The sequence below is a fragment of the Streptomyces sp. CNX435 genome (assembly GCF_059570575.1).
Genome location: NZ_JCANTA010000008.1, coordinates 63,613 through 81,707, shown reverse-complemented (window position 1 = coordinate 81,707; position 18,095 = coordinate 63,613). Strand labels below are relative to the sequence as shown.

Below are 18,095 nucleotides of genomic sequence, written 5' to 3'. Positions count from 1 at the left end.
CGATCAGTCATCGGAGTCATCGTCGTTGCCGCCGCCGCTGTCGTCGCCGGTGTCGTCACCGTCGTCGTCGCCCGCGCTGCCGGACGGATCCGTCGAGGGCCCGTCGCGTACCGGCGGCGGGGAGACGACCTCGTCGCTCGGCGTGCCCTCGGGGGAGGGCGAGGTGGACCCCGGTGGCGTGGACCCCGGCGGGGAGGAACCCGGCGGGGAGGACGTGCCGCTCTCCATCTCCACCCGGGAGGGCGGGGCCGGCTCTTCCGGGTCGTCGGTCAGGGCGTAGCTGGTCGCGGCGACGCCCAGCGGGATCGCCACGACCGCGATCAGTGCGGCCATGCGCTGCGAGAATGCCATGCGTCCGAGCCTGCGGCCGGTGCCGGCGGCGCAGCGTGAAGGACGGATGAGAGATTCTTCATCTACGCCCCCGAACGCATCCCGCGCTACTCTGCGCTTCTCCGCGCTACCGCTCGCTACTCCTCGAGCCCGATGGCGAACGCGGCTTCCAAGTCGTGCTGCGAGTACGTACGGAATGAGATGTGCGTCTCCGTCGACGCTACGCCCGGGACCTTGCTGATCCGTCCCGGGATCACGTCGGCCAGATCGTCGTGGCGCGCCACCCGGACGAGGGCGATCAGGTCGTGCGCCCCCGTGACGGAGTACACCTCGCTGACCCCGTCGATAGCGGCGATCGACTCCGCGATCTCGGGAATGCGGTCCACGTCGGTGTTGATCAGAACGATCGCAGTGATCATGTGTTCGCTCTCCCTCTCGGACCCGCGTGCGGCGCTCACTCTATCTGCCTGCCGTAGACCCCGCTCCAGGTCGTAGGGTGGGGGCACGGCCTGCGACGACGGGCGGAGCGCCGGGCCGGCGCCGGCGCCGGACGGCCCGGCCGAAGCCGCGGGGATCGCTTGCGGCGGAAAGGTGACCGGTGGTGGAGCCGAGGGAAGGCCCGGGCGTCTCCTCCGAGGAGGGCGCGGCCGAGGTGCTCGACGGCCCGCTGCCCGAGGGAGTGCGCCGCCGGATCATCACGCTCGCCGACGACTGCTTCGGCGGGCTGACCGTCGCCGAGCTGCCCGTGCAGCTGCGGCAGTACGCCCGTTTCACCCCGTCCCGCCGCGTCAAGCTCGCCGGCAACGCGATCGCCGCCGCGCTGGAGACCGACGCCGCCTTCCGCGAGCGGATCGCCGAGCGCGCCGCCGGCCTCCAGCCCGAGCTGGCCGCCGCGCTGCGCGACGGCAGCCCGCCGGCCGCCGCGGAGCCGGTGGACGTCGCGGCGCTCGCGTACATGCTGCGCCCCGCGGGCTGGGTCAAGCTCATCGCCACCGCCGGCGAGGAGGAGCAGCGCGCCGGCGCCGAGCGGGCCGGCGAGGAGGCCGCCCGCGAGCTGGCCCGGCTGCGTACGGAACTCTCCGAGGCCCGCGCCGCCGCGCGCGCCGACTCCGAGCGCACCCGCCACGAACTGGAGGCGCTGCGGCGCGAGAACGAGGGCCTGCACCGCCGGCTGCGCAGCGCGCTCAGCGACGTCAAGCGCGGCGAGGCCGCCGTGCGCAAGCTGCAGCAGGAGAGCGCCGCCGGCCGCGACGAGGCCGCGGCGCAGCTGGCCGCGGCCGAGAGCGAGGCCCGCCGGCTGCGCGCCCGCCTCGGCGAGGCCGAGTCGGGCCTGGAGGCCAGCCGCCGGGCGGCCCGGGAGGGGCGCAGCGTGGAGGACATGCGCGTACGGCTCCTCCTCGACACCGTCCTCGACGCCGCCCAGGGGCTCCGCCGCGAACTCGCCCTGCCACCCGCCCGGATGAGCCCCGCGGACACCGTCCGCGCCGTCGAGCCCGGCACGATGTCGCCGAAGGACGTGGCCGCCCGCGCGCTGTCCGCGACCGACCCCGCGCTCCTCGACCAACTGCTCGCCCTGCCGCAGGCGCACATGGTCGTCGACGGCTACAACGTCACCAAGACCGGCTACCCCACCCTCCCGCTGGAGAAGCAGCGCCTGCGCCTCCTCGGCGGCCTCGCCGGCCTCGCGGCGCAGACGGGCGCCGAGGTGACGTGCGTCTTCGACGGCGCGGAGCTGGCCGCGCCGGTGCTGCTCGCGCCGCCGCGCGGGGTGCGGGTGCTGTTCAGCAAGCCGGGCGAGACCGCCGACGAGCTGATCCGCCGGCTCGTACGGGCCGAGCCCACCGGCCGTCCGGTCGTGGTGGTCTCCGCCGACCGTGAGGTCGCCGACGGCGTCGCCGCCGCCGGCGCCCGCCCCGTGTCGTCCGCGCTGCTCCTCAAACGGCTCGCGCGCAGCTGACAACCCGGAGGAAACGAGGGCGAGTTCGGACATCACGGCCGTCTCGGCCGGGTGGGGACAGTTCGCCGCTCCGAGTCCAACTCGTTGTCGAACAGTGACTACTGGCCGTGTGATGTGAGTAAAGAAACGCGCTTCGGGGGGACTTTTTTCCCGGAGGGATTTGAACGGATCACCCGAGCATCGTTAGTCTCTGGCGTCGAACCTTCGTGCTGTCGGTCGCTCAACCGGGGCGATGGCGAAGGTCCCGCCGGTACCGGGGCGTCCCCAAAGCCACGGTCGGGCGGCTGAAGGAAGAGGAGCTCGCCTTCGTGGCGTCCCACCGTCGACCGAAGCAGCCGAACCGGGCCAGGGTCACCGTCTTCACCGCGACCGCCGCCGCCGCCGTGGCCATCTCCACCCAGAGCGCGCAAGCCGCCCCCGACAAGGACGACGTCAAGCGGCAGGTGGACAACCTGTACGAGGACGCAGAGGCCGCCACGGAGAAGTACAACGGCGCCAAGGAGCGGCAGGGCAAGCTCGAAGAGGACGTCGAGGAGCTGCAGGACAAGGCCGCCCGCGGCCAGCAGGAGCTCAACGACCTCCGCGACGGCCTCGGTTCGCTCGCCACCGCCCAGTACCGCAGCGGCAGCATCGACCCCTCGGTGCAGCTCTTCCTCTCCGCCGACCCGGACACCTACCTGGACAAGGCGTCCACGATGGACCGGGTCAGCGGCAAGCAGGCAGAGTCGCTGGAGCGCATCGCCGACAAGCAGCGCAGCCTCGCGCAGCAGCGCCAGGAGGCGGGCGCGAAGCTCAAGGACCTGGAGGAGACCCGCAAGGAGCTGGGCTCCCAGAAGAAGAAGGTCCAGGACAAGCTGAGCAAGGCCCGCGGTCTGCTCAACCAGTTGACCGCGGCGGAGCAGGCCGCGCTCGCCGAGGAGGAGCAGCGCGCCAGCCGCGAGGCGGAGAGCCGCGTCGACCTCGGCGACGTCCCCCCGGGCTCGTCGCACGGCTCCGCCGCCCTGTCCGCGGCCCAGACCAAGCTGGGTGCCCCGTACGTCTACGGCGCCACCGGCCCCAGCTCGTTCGACTGCTCCGGCCTCACCGGCTGGGCCTTCTCGCAGGCCGGCGTCTCGCTGCCGCGCATCTCGCAGGACCAGGCCAACGTCGGCACCCGGATATCCTCCGCCAGCGCCCTGCAGCCCGGCGACCTCGTGTTCTTCTACAGCGACCTGCACCACGTCGGCATCTACGCCGGCAACGGCCAGATCATCCACGCCCCGAAGCCGGGCGCCGTGGTGCGCTACGAGGCCGTCGGGAATATGCCGTTCATGTGGGGCGCGCGGGTCTGACACCCGCCTCGTCCCGCCGTACGCCGCCCCGCCGCACGCCGCGGTGGGGCGGGTTCACGGCGGGGCGTGCCACCGTGCCGCCCGTTCGGGCGAATTGCCGAACCCGCGCGTTTCGAACGTCCTGCGGGTGACCTGCGGCGGCACCCGCGCGCCGAAATCGCGCCGGGGGACGGTTCTTGGTCGCCGTGTAGTCACGTGGTTACTGTCTGCCGCGTGTCAGCACATCGACGATCCACCCGGCCCGGCGGTGCCGGCCGGCTGCGTGCCGGCGTCCTCACCGCCGCCGTGGCGGCGACGCTGTCCGGCTCGCCCGCGGTCCTCGCCGGTCTCTCCGACGCGGCCCTCGCGGCCCCCGACGACCACGCCGAGGCCAGGGAGCGGGTCCACGACCTCTACGCCCAGGCCGAGCGGGCCACCGAGAAGTACAACGCGGCCAGGGAGCGCACCGAGGAACTGCGCCGCACGGCGGCCCGGCTGCAGGACCGGGCCGCCCGCGACCTGGCCCGGATCAACCGGACGCGCACCGCGCTCGGCTCGCTCGCCGGGGCGCAGTACCGTTCCGGCGGCATCGACCCGAACCTGACCCTGATCCTCTCGGAGAGCCCCGAGGGGTATCTGGAGAAGGCCGCCACCCTGGAGCGCATCGGCAACCTGCAGAGCGGTCGGCTGCACCAACTCTTCGGCCTCCAGCGCCGGCTGGAGCAGCAGCGCGTACGGGCCCGCGGCACGCTCGCCGAACTGGAGCGCGGGCGCGAGGCGCTGGCCCGGCACAAGGACGAGGTCACCGACCGGCTGGCGCAGGCGCGGCGGCTCCTCAACTCGCTGCCGGAGAACGAGCGCTCCGACGCCGGCGGCCGGGCCTCGCGCTCCGCGTCGACGCCCGACTTCGGCTCGGCACCCGCCTCCGGCCGCGGCGCGCTCGCGGTGGCCGCGGCGCGCGGGGCGGTCGGCGCCCCGTACGTATGGGGCGGCGCGGGGCCCGCGGGGTTCGACTGCTCGGGGCTGACGCAGTGGGCCTACGGCCGGGCCGGGGTGTCGATTCCGCGCACGTCGCAGGCGCAGCGCTACGCGGGCCGCCAGGTGCCGCTGCCCGAGGCGCGGCCGGGGGACCTCGTGACGTACCGGGCGGACGCCAGCCACGTGGCCATGTACGTGGGCGGCGGGCAGGTCGTCCACGCGCCGTATCCGGGCGCGGTGGTGCGCTACGACCCGGTGGGCATGATGCCGGTGGCGTCGGTGACGCGGCCGTAGCGGCACGGGCCGCGTAGCGGTGCGTAGCGAGTAGCGGTGCGTACCTCGTGGCGGCGCGGTGCGCACCTCGTACGGCACGTACCCGAACCGCGCATTCCGGCACGCCCCCACGTCACCCGCACTCCCGCCCCAGGGTAGGCCGCCCCTCTGACAGAACCGCCCCGGCACCTCACCCGCACTCCCGCCCCAGGGTAGGTCGCCGCTCTGACAACAACCGCCCGGTCACCCGCGCCGGCCCGCGCGTGACCGGGGCGACGTACGCTCGGGGCGTGGCGGGAGTGCGGACGGCGGTTGTGGTGCTCTGCGCAGGGCTGCTCGGCGCCCTGCTCGCCGGCTGCGGCGGCGACGGCGACCGCGGCGAGCCGCCCGCCGACGACACCGCCACCCGCGCCGTCGCCGCCCTCCTCCGGCAGCGCTCCGCCGCCGTCCGCGACGGCGACGAGGCCGCGTTCCTGCGCACCGTCGACCCGCAGGCCGACCCGTACCGCCGACAGCAGCGCACCGCCTTCCGCAACCTCGACGCCCTCCCGCTCGCCGCCTGGAACCTCCGCCTCGACGACCCCGTGCCCGCCGACGCCGGCCACGCCACCGCCGACGTCAGGCTGACCTACCGCCTCCGTGGCTACGACCCCGGCGACGTGACCGCCGACCGCCGGCTGGAGTTCGTACGCCGCGACAGCCGCTGGTACGTCGCCGGTCCCGCGCCCGGCAACCGGCCGCAGCCGTGGGAGCAGGGCCCCATGACCGTCGTACGCGGCACGCACAGCCTCGTGCTCGGCGTCGGCCGCCCCGAAGCGGGCCTGCGCGACATCGCCGCCGTCGCCGACCGCGCCGTGCCCGACGTGTCCGCCGCGTGGGGCCGTGACTGGGCGCGCCGCGTCGTGGTGCTGGTGCCCGCGTCGCAGGCCGCGATGGGGGAGCTGCTCGGCGCGGGACCCACGGACTACGCGGGCATCGCCGCCGTCACCACCGGCCGCACCGGCACCGGCACCGGCTCAGACACCGGCACCGGGCCGGACCAGAACAACGACCAGGAAAACGACCAGCACAGCGCACCCGCCGACCGCGTCCTCGTCAACCCCGAGGCGTACGACACCCTCGGCGCCCTCGGCCGACGCATCGTCCTCACCCACGAGACCGCCCACGTCGCCACCCGCGCCCACACCACCCCCGCCACTCCCCTCTGGCTCTCCGAGGGCTTCGCGGACTGGGTGGGCTTCCGCAGCGCCGGCCGCGGCCCGCGCGCGGGCGCGCCGGAGCTGGCCCGGGCCGTCGCCGCCGGCCGGTTGCCCGGGGACCTGCCCGCCGACGGCGACTTCGGCCGCGGCGCCGCCGCCGACCGGCTGGCACGGGCGTACGGCGAAGCCTGGCTGGCCTGCCGGATGGTCGTGGACGAGTGGGGTGCCGACCGGCTCGTGGCGCTCTACCGGGCCGTGGGCGCCGCGGAGTCGCGCGCGCAGGCGGTCGGCCCGGCACTGCGGGCGGAGCTGGGCGTGGGGATCGGGGAGTTCACCGAGAGGTGGCGGGCGTATCTGAAGAGGGAGTTGGGCTGAAGGTCCAGGGGGCGCGGAACGTCTGGCTACGGAGCGGTCACCACGTCAGCATCTCGTCCGAGGCCGAGGCCGAGGCCGAGGTGGACGCCGAGCCCGCCGACGCGGTACGCCCCCGCTGCCGCGGCACTCCGGCGTCCCCGCCGCGCGCCCGCCGCCCCGGCTCCGGCCCCGGCACCGTCGACCGCCACAGCCGTACGCACGCCACCACCGTCGCCGCGACCAGCAGCCCGTTCCGCAGCACCAGCAGCGCGATCCCGGTCCAGGTGCTCCCCACGACCTCCCCGAACCACACCGGGAACTCCGCCAGCGTCACCCCCGTCGCCGCCAGCACCAGCCCCGCCGGCAGCGCCATCCGCGCCGCCCGCAGCGTCAGGCACACGGCGGCCAGTCCGACGAGCCAGATCAGGTACTGCGGGCTGATCACCCGGCTCGTCGTGGTGAACAGCAGCGTCCCCGCGAACGCGGCCTCGCACGCCGTCGTCGCCGTGAACTCCCGCGCCCGCAGCCGCCACAGCACCAGCCACCCCATCGCCAGGGCCGACAGCCCCAGCGCCAGGTCGCTGACCAGGCCGACGCCCGGCCCCAGGAACTCCATGGAGCCGTAGTGCAGTTGCACCGTGCCGTCCCAGCCGAGGTGCCGGCCGACGTGGAAGACCAGCGCGCCCAGCGACTCCACCTCCGTGCCGCGGTCGCGCTGCGCCGTGAGGAAGTCGAACGCGCCGGGCAGCGCGACGGCCGAAGCCAGCGCCAGCACCGCGGCCGTAACCGCCGCCGCGCCCCACCACAGCCGCGTCGTGCGCCCCCGCGCCGCGCCGAGCAGCAGCAGCACCGGCCACACCTTCAGCATCGCGCCGAACCCGGCCAGCGCCCCGGCCACCGCCGGCCGCCGGGCCGCGGCGAGCAGCGCCGCGACGGCGACGGCGGTGACCATCAGGTCGTAGCGCGCGTACGCGGTCGGCCCCAGCAGCGGCACGCCGGCCACCCAGAACCACGTCCCCGCCCGTGATCTCCCGGCGCCGCCGCCGGCCCGCAGCAGCAGCGCCAGCACCACCGCGTCCGTGGCGCAGGCCAGCGCGAAGAAGGCGGACGCGTAGCCGAGGAACGGCAGCAGCGCGGGGGAGAGGACCGCGAGCGCGGCGCCCGGCGGGTACTGCCAGCTGACGTCGCCGACGGGGAACGTGCCGGTGCGCAGCACCTCGTACCAGCCGCGGTAGATCACCTCGACGTCGCTGGTGACGTCCGGGCCGGGCAGCGTCACCACCTTCAGCACGAGCAGCAGCAGGCCGACGCGGGTCAGCACCCACGCCGCGACCGGCGCCGCGCCCCGTGCCATCGCTCGACCTCCGCCCCGCCCCCACGTCCGTCCGTCCGACGACACTACGACACGGCTCCGCCCGGCCGCAGGAGCCCGACGCGGCCGGCACCGGCACCGGTACTGTCGCCGCGATGCACAAAGCACCGACGCACAAGCCGCCTACGCACAGGCCACCGCGCAAGACGCTCGTCGTGACGAACGACTTCCCGCCCCGCCCCGGAGGCATCCAGAACTTCCTGCACAGCATGTGCCTGCGGCTGGACCCGGACCAGGTCGTCGTCTACGCCTCCACCTGGAAGCGGGACGCCGAAGGCCGCGCCGCTACCCGGGACTTCGACGCCCGCCAGCCGTACGAGGTGATCCGCGACCGCGCCACGATGCTGCTGCCCACCCCGCGCGTCGCCCGCCGCGCGGCGGGCCTGCTGCGCGCGCGCGGCTGCCGCTCCGTGTGGTTCGGCGCCGCCGCGCCGCTGGGGCTGCTGGCGCCGGCGCTGCGCCGCGCCGGCGCCGAGCGGGTCGTCGCCACCACGCACGGCCACGAGGCCGGCTGGGCCCAGCTGCCCGCCGCCCGGCAACTGCTGCGCCGCATCGGCGAGTCGGCGGACACGCTCACCTACCTCGGCGAGTACACCCGCTCCCGGATCGCCCGCGCGCTCAGCTCCGAGGCCGCCGCGCGGATGGTGCAACTGCCGCCGGGCGTCGACGAGAAGGAGTTCCATCCCGGCTCGGGCGGCGCCGCCGTACGTGCCCGCCTCGGGCTCGCGGACCGGCCGGTCGTCGTCTGCGTCTCCCGGCTCGTGCCGCGCAAGGGCCAGGACACCCTGATCCGCGCGATGCCCCGGATCCTGGCAGCGGAGCCGGACGCGGTGCTGCTGGTCGTCGGCGGCGGACCGTACCGCGGGGAGCTGGAGAAGCTGGCGGCGGCCACCGGTGTCGCGGGCTCGGTGCGCTTCACCGGCGCGGTGCCGTGGGAGGAGCTGCCTGCGTACTACGGCGCGGGCGACGTGTTCGCCATGCCGTGCCGCACCCGCCGCGGCGGGCTCGACGTGGAGGGGCTGGGCATCGTCTACCTGGAGGCGTCGGCGACCGGGCTGCCGGTCGTCGCGGGCGACTCCGGCGGGGCCCCGGACGCGGTGCTCGACGGTGAGACCGGGTGGGTGGTGCGCGGCGGCGCGGAGCGCCAGGCGGAGCAGGCGGCGGAGCGCATCGTGACGCTGCTGGGGGACCCGGAGCTGCGCGCGCGGACGGGGGCGCGGGGGCGGGCGTGGGTGGCGGAGCAGTGGCGCTGGGACCTGCTGGCGGAGCGGCTGACGTCGCTGCTGTGAGGGCGGGGACGGCAGCGTACGGTACGGACCGCGGCCCCGGTACGGACCGGGGCGCCGGCCCGCGGCGGGCGTACGAGGGGCGATCGGCGACCGGTGCCGTACGCGCGGGGCGGCCGGCACCGTCCCCCGACGGCCGCCTCCGCGCCCTACCGCTCGTACAGCGCCTCGATCTCCGCCGCGAAGTCCTTCGCCACCGCACCCCGCTTCAGCTTCAGCGACGGCGTCAGATGCCCCGACTCCTCCGTGAACTGCCCCGTCAGCACCCGGAACTTGCGCACCGACTCCGCCCGCGACACCTGTGCGTTCCCGTCGTCCACCGCCAGCTGCACCGCCGCCCGCAGCTCCGCGTCGTCCGCCAGCTCCGCCGCCGTCCGGCCCGGCTTGCCGTTGTCCGCCGCCCACTTGCCGAGGAACTCCTCGTCCAGCGTGATCAGCGCCCCGACGAACGGCCGCGCGTCGCCGACGACCATGCACTCCGCCACCAGCGCGTGCGACCGGATGCGGTCCTCTATCACCGCGGGCGCGACGTTCTTGCCGGCCGCCGTGACGATGATCTCCTTCTTCCGCCCGGTGATGGAGAGGTAACCGTCCTCGTCCAGGCTCCCGAGGTCGCCGGTGCGGAGCCACTCGCCGTCCAGCGCGGCGGCCGTCGCGTCCTCGTTGTCCCAGTACTCCTCGAAGACGTTGCCGCCGCGCACCAGCACCTCGCCGTCGTCGGCGATGCGGATGGTGCAGCCCGGCAGCGGCTGCCCGACGGTGCCGATCTTCGGCCGCTGCACCGGGTTGACGGTGATCGCGGCGGCGGTCTCGGTCAGGCCGTAGCCCTCCAGCACGGTGAAGCCGATGCCGCGGTAGAAGTGCCCGAGCCGCTCGCCCAGCGGGGCGCCGCCGGAGATCGCGTGCGTGGCCCGGCCGCCGAGGACGGCGCGCAGCTTGGCGTAGACGAGCTTGTCGAAGAGCGCGTGCCGCAGCCGCAGCCCGAAGGCGGGGCCGCCGGTGTCGAGAGCGCGGCTGTACGCGATGGCGGTGTGCGCCGCCTTGTCGAAGATCTTCCCCTTGCCGTCGGACTGTGCCTTGGCGCGCGCGGAGTTGTAGACCTTCTCGAAGACGCGGGGCACGCCGAGCAGCAGGGTGGGTCTGAAGCCGGCGAGGTCGTCGGTGAGGTTCTTGACGTCTGGCGCGTGGCCGAGCTTCATCGGGGCGACCACCGCCGCGATCTCCACCAGCCGGCCGAAGACGTGCGCGAGCGGCAGGAAGAGGAGGACCGAGCTCTCACCGGGGCGGAACAGCGGGCGCAGCTGCTCCACGGCGTTGCCGCACTCGGCGAGGAAGGCGCCGTGGGAGATCACGCAGCCCTTGGGGCGGCCGGTGGTGCCGGAGGTGTAGACGAGGGTGGCGGGGGAGTCGGCGCCGGCGGCGGTGCGGTGCTTCTCCAGCGTGGCGTCGGACACCTCGGCGCCGGCGGCCGTCAGCGCGGCGACGGCGCCCGCCGCGCCCGCTGCGCCCTCTCCGTCCCCTTCCGCGTCGATCTGCCACACGTGCTCCAGCCGCGGCACCCGGTCCCGTACCGACTCGACCGCCGCGGCGTGCTCCGCGGTCTCCACCACGCAGGCCACCGCGCCGGAGTCGCTGAGGATCCACTGGACCTGCTCCGGCGAGCTGGTCTCGTACACCGGTACCGGCACGCCGCCCGCGGTCCAGATCGCGAAGTCCAGCAGCGTCCACTCGTACCGCGTACGGGACATCAGCCCGACCCGGTCCCCGGGCCGCAGCCCGGCCGCGACCAGGCCCCTGGCCGCCCCCTCCACCTCCCCGAGGAAGTCGGCGGCGGACACGTCCGCCCAGTCGCCGGCCGCGTTCTTGCGGGCGACGACCGCGAGGTCGGGGGTCCGGGCGGCGTTGGTGCGGATGAGGTCCGTCAGGTTGGCGTCCGCCGGGACCTCGTACAGGGCGGGAAGGGCGAACTCTCGCAAGACGCTGCTCCTCGACGTGCCGGTGTGCCACCTGCGACCCTATCTCCACGGGGGCACTCCGCGGCAGTGGCGCCGCTCACCGTCGGCCGGAACCCGGGCGGGACCACGGAAACATGAGAGGGCGGCGGAAGTAGGCTGACCGCATGAGGGTCCACGTGGTCAGTGACGTGCACGGCAACAGCGCTGACCTGGCCCGCGCGGGCGACGGCGCGGACGCCCTGGTCTGCCTCGGCGACCTCGTCCTCTTCATCGACTACGCCGACCACTCCCGCGGCATCTTCCCCGACCTCTTCGGCGTCGCGAACGCCACGCGCAGCGTGGAGCTGCGGACCGCCCGCAGGTTCGACGAGCACCGCGACTTCGTGCGCACGCTGTGGGCGGGTCTCGACAAGCGCGGGGAGATCGAGAAGGCGGTGCGCAAGCAGTACGCCGAGCTGTTCGCGGCCTTCCCCACGCCGACGTACGCCACGTACGGCAACGTCGACATCCCACGGCTGTGGCCCGAGTTCGCCCGCGAGGGCACCACCGTGCTCGACGGCGAGCGGGTGGAGATCGGCGGGCTGGTCTTCGGCTTCGTCGGCGGCGGGCTGCAGACGCCGATGCGTACTCCTTATGAGATCGACGACGAGACGTACGCCGCGAAGGTCGCCGCCGTCGGCGACGTCGACGTGCTCTGCTCGCACATCCCGCCGCTCGTCCCCGACCTCTGCTACGACACGGTGGCGCGCCGCTTCGAGCGGGGCAGCGAGGCGCTGCTGGAGGCGCTGCACCGGGTGCGGCCGCGGTACGCGCTCTTCGGCCACGTCCACCAGCCGCTCGCGCGGCGGATGCGGATCGGGGCGACGGAGTGCGTGAACGTCGGGCACTTCGCGTCCCGTGGGACGCCGTGGGTACTGGAGTGGTGAACGGAGTGGTGAACCGGGCGCGGTAACCTTCAGCGCGGACGGTTGACGGAGGAGCCCAGGTATGGCAGAGCACACCAGGTCGAGCATCACCATCGACGCCGCGCCGGACGCGGTGATGACGGTGATCGCGGACTTCGGCCGCTACCCGGAGTGGACCGGCGAGGTGCGGCGGACCGAGGTGCTCGAAGCGGACGGGCAGGGGCGCGCGGCGCGGGTGCTGCTGGTGCTGGACGCGAAGACGATCCGGGACGAGCAGACGCTGGCGTACACCTGGGCGGGACCGCACGAGGTGCGGTGGACGCTGGAGAAGTCGCAGATGCTGCGCGCGCTGGACGGGGCGTACCTGCTGAAGCCGGTGGCGGGCGGGGAGCGTACCGAGGTGACGTACGAGCTGACCGTCGACGTCAAGATCCCGATGCTCGGGATGATGAAGCGCAAGATGGAGAAGATCATCATCGAGCGGGCGCTGGACGGGCTGAAGAAGCGCGTCGAGAGCGCGCCGGGCGCGCCCGCAGACTCCGGTACGGACTGACGCCCACCGTGCGCACGATCCTCGTCACCGGGGCGGCGGGCGCCGGCCGTACGACCGTCGCGGCGGCGACGGCGCTGCGGGCCGGCCGGGACGGCGCCCGCGTGCTGCTGCTGAGCGCGGACGCGGAGGCGGGCGGGCTGCTGGCGAGGGTGCCGGAGGCGCAGATTCCGGTGCCGCGGGCGGGGGCCGGGCCGGGCTCCCCGGGCGGCGGGGAGGAGTGGGCCGAGGACGTGCCGCCGTGGACGGAACCGGTCCGGGTCGAGGACGGACTGTGGGCGGCCCGGCTGCGCGGGGCCGAGTCGGCGGCGGAGGCGCTGGCGATCTGGCAGGAGCGGTACGCGGACACCCTGGACCTCCTCGGGGCGACACCGCTGGCGGCGGAGGAGCTGACGCCGCTGCCGGGCACCCGCGAGTTCGCGGTGCTGCGGGCGCTGGTGACGCTGTACGAGATGCCGGCCGGCGCCGGCGCGGACGACGGCTCCGGCGCGGCCGGGCCCTGGGATCTCGTCGTCGTGGACATGCCCGCCGCCCGCGAGGCGCTGCGGATGCTCGCGCTGCCCGAGCAGTTGGTGCGGTACCTGCGGCGGCTGCTGCCGGCCGAGCGGCAGGCCGCGCGGGGGCTGCGGCCGCTGCTGGGACGGCTGCTCGGAGCGCCCGTGCCGGCGGGACGGGTGTACGAGGCCGCCGCCCGCTGGGAGCACCGGCTGGAGGTCGTACGGGAGGCCGCCGAAGCGGCCGGCACGGGAGTGCGGCTCGTCCTGGAACCCACCCCGCGCGGGGCCCGCGAGCTGCGCCGGCTCCGTGCGGCGCTCGCGCTGCAGGGCTGCGCCGTCGAGGCCGTCGTCGCCAACCGCGTCCTGCCGGCCGGCTCCGAGGACGTCTGGTACGCGACGCTCGCCGACGAGCAGCAGCGCGTGGTCAAGGAGCTGGGCCCCGAGCTGCGCGCCGCGGGCAGCGCGTTCTGCGTACTGCCGCACCTGGGGCCGGAGCCGCAGGGCCCGGTCGCGCTCGCCGCGCTGGCGGAGGCGGTGGACCCGCCGGGTACGGGGGTGCGGGTGCCCGGCGCCGACCCCGGGGATCCGTCGGAGGTGGACGACCTGCTGGCCGCCGAGGGCGTGCTGCGGTACCGGCTGCCGCTGCCCGGCGCCGAACGGTCCGACCTCACGCTCGTACGCCGCGGCGACGAACTCCTCGTCACCGTCGCCGGCCACCGCCGCGCCCTGCCCCTGCCGGCCGCACTCCGCCGCTGCACCATCGACCGCGCCGGGCTCCACGACGGCGAACTCCACATCCGCTTCGCCCCGGACCCCGCGGTCTGGCCCCAGCCCCGCTGACCGGCCGCCGGCCCGAACCCCGCGCCGAGCGGCCCCCTGGGGCCAGGCCGGCACCCCCACGCCAGGCCCACCGAGCCCCGTCCCGCACGCCAGACACCACCCGCCCCCCGGGTCTCGCGTTCCCCGCCACCCCCGGCACCCGCCGCTCCACCCCTGCCCCGCCCCGGGCCGATCCGCACCGCCGCGTACCCGCACCGTCCCCGCGCCCCCTCCATCCGTCCCCACCTGCGGCGCACCCCGCCCCAACCCCCCGACACCCCGCCCCGTCCGCCACAACCCGCTGCGCGGCAGTGAACGTGAAGTCGCTGTTCGGGTACCGTCGATGTATGAGTGATGCCATCGAGCGCCCTGAATCCGGTGCGGCCTCCACCGCCCCGGACCCGGACGCGTGGGCCCAGGCGTGTGCCGAGGACTTCGCTGCCGAGCAGGCCCGGCGGCGCGCGGTCTACGGGCCCGAGCCCGTCAGCGCCGCCGAGGAGCTGCGCCGCTTCTTCGACTCCCTCTCCGACAAGGTCTCCGAACTCCGCGCCCCCGGTGCGACCGGCGGCACCGCCGCCGTCGCGCAGACCGCCGCGCAGCAGGTCGCGAAGAAGTTCCTCGCCTCCGTGAAGACCGTGGTCGAGCCCGTCGTGGAGCGCAATCCGCAGATCTTCGACCACCTCGCCGCCGCCGGTACGGAGATCGCCGCCGCCTACCGCGCCGCAGTTCAGCGGCAGGAGGCGGACTGGTCCCGGGACGACGAACCACCGAGCAGCCCCAAGCAGATCGACCTCGACTGACGGCCGGGTCCCGCGACGCCTCCGGTAATGTGAGGGGGCGCAGCGGGGCTCGAACCGAATATCCGAGGGAGACATGGGACTCACCATCGGCGTCGACATCGGCGGCACCAAGATTGCGGCCGGTGTGGTCGACGAAGAGGGCTCGATTATCCAGACGAGCACGGTACCGACCCCCGAAACACCCGAAGGCGTCGTGGACGCCATCTGCGCGGCGGTCCAGGAGGTCACCTCCGTCGCTCCCGCCGAGGCCGTCGGCATCGGCGCCGCGGGGTACGTGGACGACAAGCGGGCCACCGTGCTCTTCGCCCCGAACGTCAACTGGCGCTTCGAGGCGCTCAAGGACAAGGTCGAGCAGCGCATCGGCCTGCCCGTCGTGGTCGAGAACGACGCCAACGCCGCCGCCTGGGGCGAGTACCGCTTCGGTGCCGGCCAGGGCCACGACGACGTCGTCTGCATCACCCTGGGTACCGGCCTCGGCGGCGGCGTGATCATCGGCGGCCGGCTGCACCGCGGCCGCTTCGGCGTGGCCGCGGAGTTCGGCCATATCCGGGTCGTGCCCGACGGGTTGCTGTGCGGCTGCGGCAGCCAGGGCTGCTGGGAGCAGTACGCCTCCGGCCGCGCCCTCCTGCGGTACGCGCGCCAGCGGGCCGCCGCCACCCCCGAGGCGGCCGGGATACTGCTCGCCCTCGGCGACGGTACGCCCGAGGGCGTCCAGGGGCGGCACGTCAGCGAGGCGGCCCGGCAGGGCGACCCGGTGGCGATCGACTCGTTCCGGGAGCTGGCCCGTTGGGCAGGCGCGGGGCTCGCGGACCTGGCGTCGCTCTTCGACCCGTCCGCGTTCATCGTCGGCGGCGGCGTATCGGACGAGGGCGATCTCGTTCTCGACCCGATCCGCAAGTCGTTCCGGCGCTGGCTGGTGGGCAACCAGTGGCGGCCGCACGCGCAGGTGCTCGCCGCCCAACTCGGCGGTCGCGCGGGACTCGTCGGCGCCGCGGACCTTGCCCGCCAGGGCTGACGGTGGGGCCCGCCAGGGCTGACGGCCGGACCGCCGCCGCGTCCACGGCGCGGAGGTAGTCTCGGGCGGGTGCTGCCCGATCTTCCCGCCTCGCGCACCGAGCCGGACGGCTCCGCCGTCGTCCGGCTGCTCAGCTACAACATCCGCTCCATGCGCGACGACACGGCGGCGCTCGCCCGGGTGATCCGGGCCTGCGCCCCGGACGTCGTCTGCGTGCAGGAGGCGCCGCGCTTCTTCCGGTGGCGCAAGAAGGCGGCGCGGCTCGCCCGCGCCACCGGCCTGATGTATGTCACCGGCGGCGCCACCACCGCCGGGCCCATGCTCCTCGCCGGCCTGCGCGCGCACGTGGAGCGCACCGACGACACGCTGCTGCCCCGCAGCCCCGGCCTGCACCAGCGGGGCCTGGCGACGGCGGTGCTGCGCTTCGGCGGCGCCCGGCTGGCCGTCGTCAGCACCCATCTGAGCCTGGCCGGGGCCGAGCGCTACGAGCAGGCCGGGCTGGTGCTCGCGCACGTGCGGGCGCTCGGCGAACCGCACGTCGTGGTCGCCGGGGACCTCAACGAACGCCCCAAGGGCCCCTCGTTCCAGCGGCTGACCGCCGAGCTGCAGGACGGCTGGGTGGCCGGCCCGTGGGGCGGACGGCACACCTCCACCGCGCTCGACCCGAAGAAGCGCATCGACGCCGTGCTCGCCACCGAGGCGGTCGAGGTGCTGGGCTGCGGCGTTCCGGCGGGCCTGCCGGGCGTCAGCCCGGCCGACCTCCGCGACGCCACCGACCACCTCCCCGTCCTGGCCGCCCTGCGCGTGCCGGCGTCCGGCCCGGTCAGGGACGCTTCCTGACCTCTTCGACGAGCGCGTAGGTGTCGAGAGCCCTCGTCTCCGTGGCGGCGTACGCGTCTGCCGCGCGGCTACCCGAACGAGTTCCGTACCGGTCCGGATCCGGATCCGGATCCGTCAGACGACCGCGCCGCCGCCCGGGGGTTCGTCGTCATCGCCGCCGCCCGGGCGCATCCGGGCGACGAGCGTGGCGAAGCCGCCGAGGAAGCCGCCGATGCCGAGCACCGAGGCCCACCAGGTCATCGGCTGCTGGAGGATGAGCATCACCAGCAGGAGCAGCGGGCCGCCGAGGACGGCGATCCAGGCGAACTTGGTCGTCGTGTCGGCCTTCGGCAGCGGCGGCGGCTCGGGCGGGACGAAGTGGCCCTCGTCGGTCTCGTCGAGGTCGTCGTCCGACGCCTCCGCCGCCTCCCAGTCGCGCGGGCCGGTGCCCGCGGAGAAGACGATGAAGCCGCCGCCGCCGGCCGGGGTGCCGGCGGCGGCACCGGCCGCGGTGCCGCCGTCCTGCGCGGCGCCGTCCTCGTCACCGTCGGCCGGGCCCGGCCCGGTCGCCACGCCGCCGGCGCCGCCGGGGTCCTCCGCGCCGTCCGGTCCCTCGCCCTCGGCCGCCGTGCGCGCCGCCCGCTCGTGCGGGGGCTCCACGGAGTCCTCATCGAACGCCGCGACGATCTCCGCCCACGCGGCCTCCTCGTCCAGCGGAGCGCCGTCCGACCCCGCCGACCCCGCAGACCCCGCCGGCTCCGCGTCCGCGGACCCGTCGCCCTGCTGCGGGTCCTCCCGGTCCGGGTTACGCTCCGCCACGTGCCCGGGCCTCCTTCCGCTGCTCGGTGCCGTCGGTGTCGTCGGTGCTGTCGGTGTCACCGGCCGGCGGGGTGAGCCGGTCGATGAAGTCGCCGGTGTCCGTGAAGATCCGCTCCGCCTCGTGGTCGAGCGTGGCGACGTGGTAGCTCTTCTCCAGCACCGTCTCGGTGACGTCCCGCGACGAGACCCGGCTGAGGATGCGGGCCGAGTCCACCGGCGAGACGACGTGGTCGACCCGGCTGTGCAGCACCAGCAGCGGCTGCGTCACCTGGGGCAGTTCGTCGTCGACGCGGGCGAGGAGCTGCCGCAGCGAGTGCGCGGCGTGCAGCGGCACCCGGTCGTAACCCGTCTCCTTCGCGCCCTCCTTGGCGATGTCGCCTACGACGCCGGGGGAGGTGCGCACCAGGAAGCGGGCGGCGGGCAGGGCCTTCGGCAGCAGCCCGTGCAGCTTGTTCAGCGGGTTGACGGCGACCACGCCGGCGACCGCGTCCCCGTGCAGGGCGGCCAGCCGCAGCATCAGCGTGCCGCCCATGGACAGCCCGCACAGGAAGACCCGCTCGCACTGGTCGGACAGCTCGCGCAGTTCCCGGTCCACCGTCGCGTACCAGTCCTGCCAGCGGGTCACCTGCAGGTCCTGCCAGCGGGTGCCGTGCCCGGGCAGCAGCGGCACGGAGACCGTCAGGCCGCGGGCGGCGAGGTGCTCGGCCCAGGGCCGTACGGACTGGGGTGAGCCGGTGAAGCCGTGGCAGACCAGGACCCCGGTCCCGCCACCCGGCTGGCGGAACGGCTCGGCTCCGGGAAGGACCGGCATGACGGGACTCCGATCGTGTCAGGCGGGCGGCGGATACGTGCCTGGC

17 protein-coding genes are annotated in these 18,095 nt (G+C 75.1%); 11 read left to right on the top strand and 6 right to left on the bottom strand.

Annotated elements, in window-relative coordinates; translation table 11 throughout:
* Positions 1 to 3: 3 nt before the first annotated feature.
* Together T328_RS16070 and T328_RS16065 are read right to left on the bottom strand one after the other, a co-directional pair.
* Positions 4 to 351, bottom strand: coding sequence for a hypothetical protein (locus tag T328_RS16070; RefSeq protein ID WP_496496723.1), 348 nt, complete (start codon positions 349 to 351; stop codon positions 4 to 6).
* A 116-nt stretch (positions 352 to 467) separates the two neighbouring features.
* Positions 468 to 749 carry an Lrp/AsnC family transcriptional regulator gene (locus T328_RS16065; RefSeq protein WP_496496722.1) on the bottom strand — a complete coding sequence of 94 codons (282 nt, stop codon included), beginning with the start codon at positions 747 to 749 and terminating at the stop codon, positions 468 to 470.
* A 179-nt stretch (positions 750 to 928) separates the two neighbouring features.
* Here T328_RS16065 and T328_RS16060 point away from each other — a divergent pair, with 179 nt between their 5' ends.
* From T328_RS16060 to T328_RS16045, 4 genes are all read left to right on the top strand, one after another.
* Entirely contained in the window at positions 929 to 2,287 is a 1,359-nt protein-coding gene (locus T328_RS16060) for an NYN domain-containing protein (protein WP_496496721.1), read from the top strand.
* Between the two features lie 308 nt (positions 2,288 to 2,595).
* On the top strand, positions 2,596 to 3,618 hold the full coding sequence (locus tag T328_RS16055; protein ID WP_496496720.1) for a C40 family peptidase: 1,023 nt from the start codon (positions 2,596 to 2,598) through the stop codon (positions 3,616 to 3,618).
* Between the two features lie 213 nt (positions 3,619 to 3,831).
* A complete protein-coding gene (locus tag T328_RS16050; protein WP_496496719.1) occupies positions 3,832 to 4,869 on the top strand; it encodes a C40 family peptidase in 1,038 nt (345 codons plus the stop codon).
* Between the two features lie 269 nt (positions 4,870 to 5,138).
* Positions 5,139 to 6,422: a hypothetical protein gene (locus tag T328_RS16045; protein WP_496496718.1), complete on the top strand. Its 1,284-nt coding sequence runs from the start codon at positions 5,139 to 5,141 to the stop codon at positions 6,420 to 6,422.
* Between the two features lie 37 nt (positions 6,423 to 6,459).
* Here T328_RS16045 and T328_RS16040 read toward each other — a convergent pair whose 3' ends face one another.
* The gene (locus T328_RS16040; protein WP_496496717.1) at positions 6,460 to 7,755 is read right to left on the bottom strand and encodes a glycosyltransferase 87 family protein; all 1,296 of its coding nucleotides are present in this window, start codon (positions 7,753 to 7,755) and stop codon (positions 6,460 to 6,462) included.
* A 113-nt stretch (positions 7,756 to 7,868) separates the two neighbouring features.
* Between T328_RS16040 and T328_RS16035 the strand changes: the two genes are divergently transcribed.
* Positions 7,869 to 9,062 (top strand): glycosyltransferase family 4 protein, encoded by a 1,194-nt coding sequence (locus tag T328_RS16035; RefSeq protein WP_496496716.1) that lies wholly within the window; start codon positions 7,869 to 7,871, stop codon positions 9,060 to 9,062.
* Positions 9,063 to 9,208: 146 nt separating this feature from the next.
* Here the strand turns inward: T328_RS16035 and T328_RS16030 are convergent, their stop codons facing one another.
* Positions 9,209 to 11,035, bottom strand: coding sequence for an AMP-dependent synthetase/ligase (locus tag T328_RS16030; protein WP_496496715.1), 1,827 nt, complete (start codon positions 11,033 to 11,035; stop codon positions 9,209 to 9,211).
* Between the two features lie 143 nt (positions 11,036 to 11,178).
* Here T328_RS16030 and T328_RS16025 point away from each other — a divergent pair, with 143 nt between their 5' ends.
* The 6 genes from T328_RS16025 to T328_RS16000 all read left to right on the top strand — a co-directional run bounded on the left by T328_RS16025 (position 11,179) and on the right by T328_RS16000 (position 16,440).
* Positions 11,179 to 11,940 (top strand): metallophosphoesterase family protein, encoded by a 762-nt coding sequence (locus T328_RS16025; RefSeq protein ID WP_496496714.1) that lies wholly within the window; start codon positions 11,179 to 11,181, stop codon positions 11,938 to 11,940.
* A gap of 61 nt (positions 11,941 to 12,001) precedes the next feature.
* A complete protein-coding gene (locus tag T328_RS16020; RefSeq protein ID WP_496496713.1) occupies positions 12,002 to 12,472 on the top strand; it encodes an SRPBCC family protein in 471 nt (156 codons plus the stop codon).
* A gap of 8 nt (positions 12,473 to 12,480) precedes the next feature.
* Positions 12,481 to 13,806 carry an ArsA family ATPase gene (locus tag T328_RS16015; RefSeq protein WP_496496712.1) on the top strand — a complete coding sequence of 442 codons (1,326 nt, stop codon included), beginning with the start codon at positions 12,481 to 12,483 and terminating at the stop codon, positions 13,804 to 13,806.
* A 326-nt stretch (positions 13,807 to 14,132) separates the two neighbouring features.
* Positions 14,133 to 14,585: a DUF5304 family protein gene (locus T328_RS16010; protein WP_496496711.1), complete on the top strand. Its 453-nt coding sequence runs from the start codon at positions 14,133 to 14,135 to the stop codon at positions 14,583 to 14,585.
* Between the two features lie 73 nt (positions 14,586 to 14,658).
* Complete coding sequence (locus T328_RS16005; RefSeq protein WP_496496710.1) at positions 14,659 to 15,600, top strand: ROK family glucokinase; 942 nt, start codon at positions 14,659 to 14,661, stop codon at positions 15,598 to 15,600.
* A 69-nt stretch (positions 15,601 to 15,669) separates the two neighbouring features.
* Positions 15,670 to 16,440 (top strand): endonuclease/exonuclease/phosphatase family protein, encoded by a 771-nt coding sequence (locus tag T328_RS16000; RefSeq protein WP_496496709.1) that lies wholly within the window; start codon positions 15,670 to 15,672, stop codon positions 16,438 to 16,440.
* Positions 16,441 to 16,554: 114 nt separating this feature from the next.
* Here the strand turns inward: T328_RS16000 and T328_RS15995 are convergent, their stop codons facing one another.
* Both T328_RS15995 and T328_RS15990 read right to left on the bottom strand, forming a co-directional pair.
* Positions 16,555 to 17,238, bottom strand: coding sequence for a hypothetical protein (locus T328_RS15995; protein WP_496496708.1), 684 nt, complete (start codon positions 17,236 to 17,238; stop codon positions 16,555 to 16,557).
* Positions 17,225 to 18,049: an alpha/beta hydrolase gene (locus T328_RS15990; RefSeq protein WP_496496707.1), complete on the bottom strand. Its 825-nt coding sequence runs from the start codon at positions 18,047 to 18,049 to the stop codon at positions 17,225 to 17,227. Before T328_RS15990 ends, T328_RS15995 begins: the two co-directional genes overlap by 14 nt.
* Positions 18,050 to 18,095: the final 46 nt, after the last annotated feature.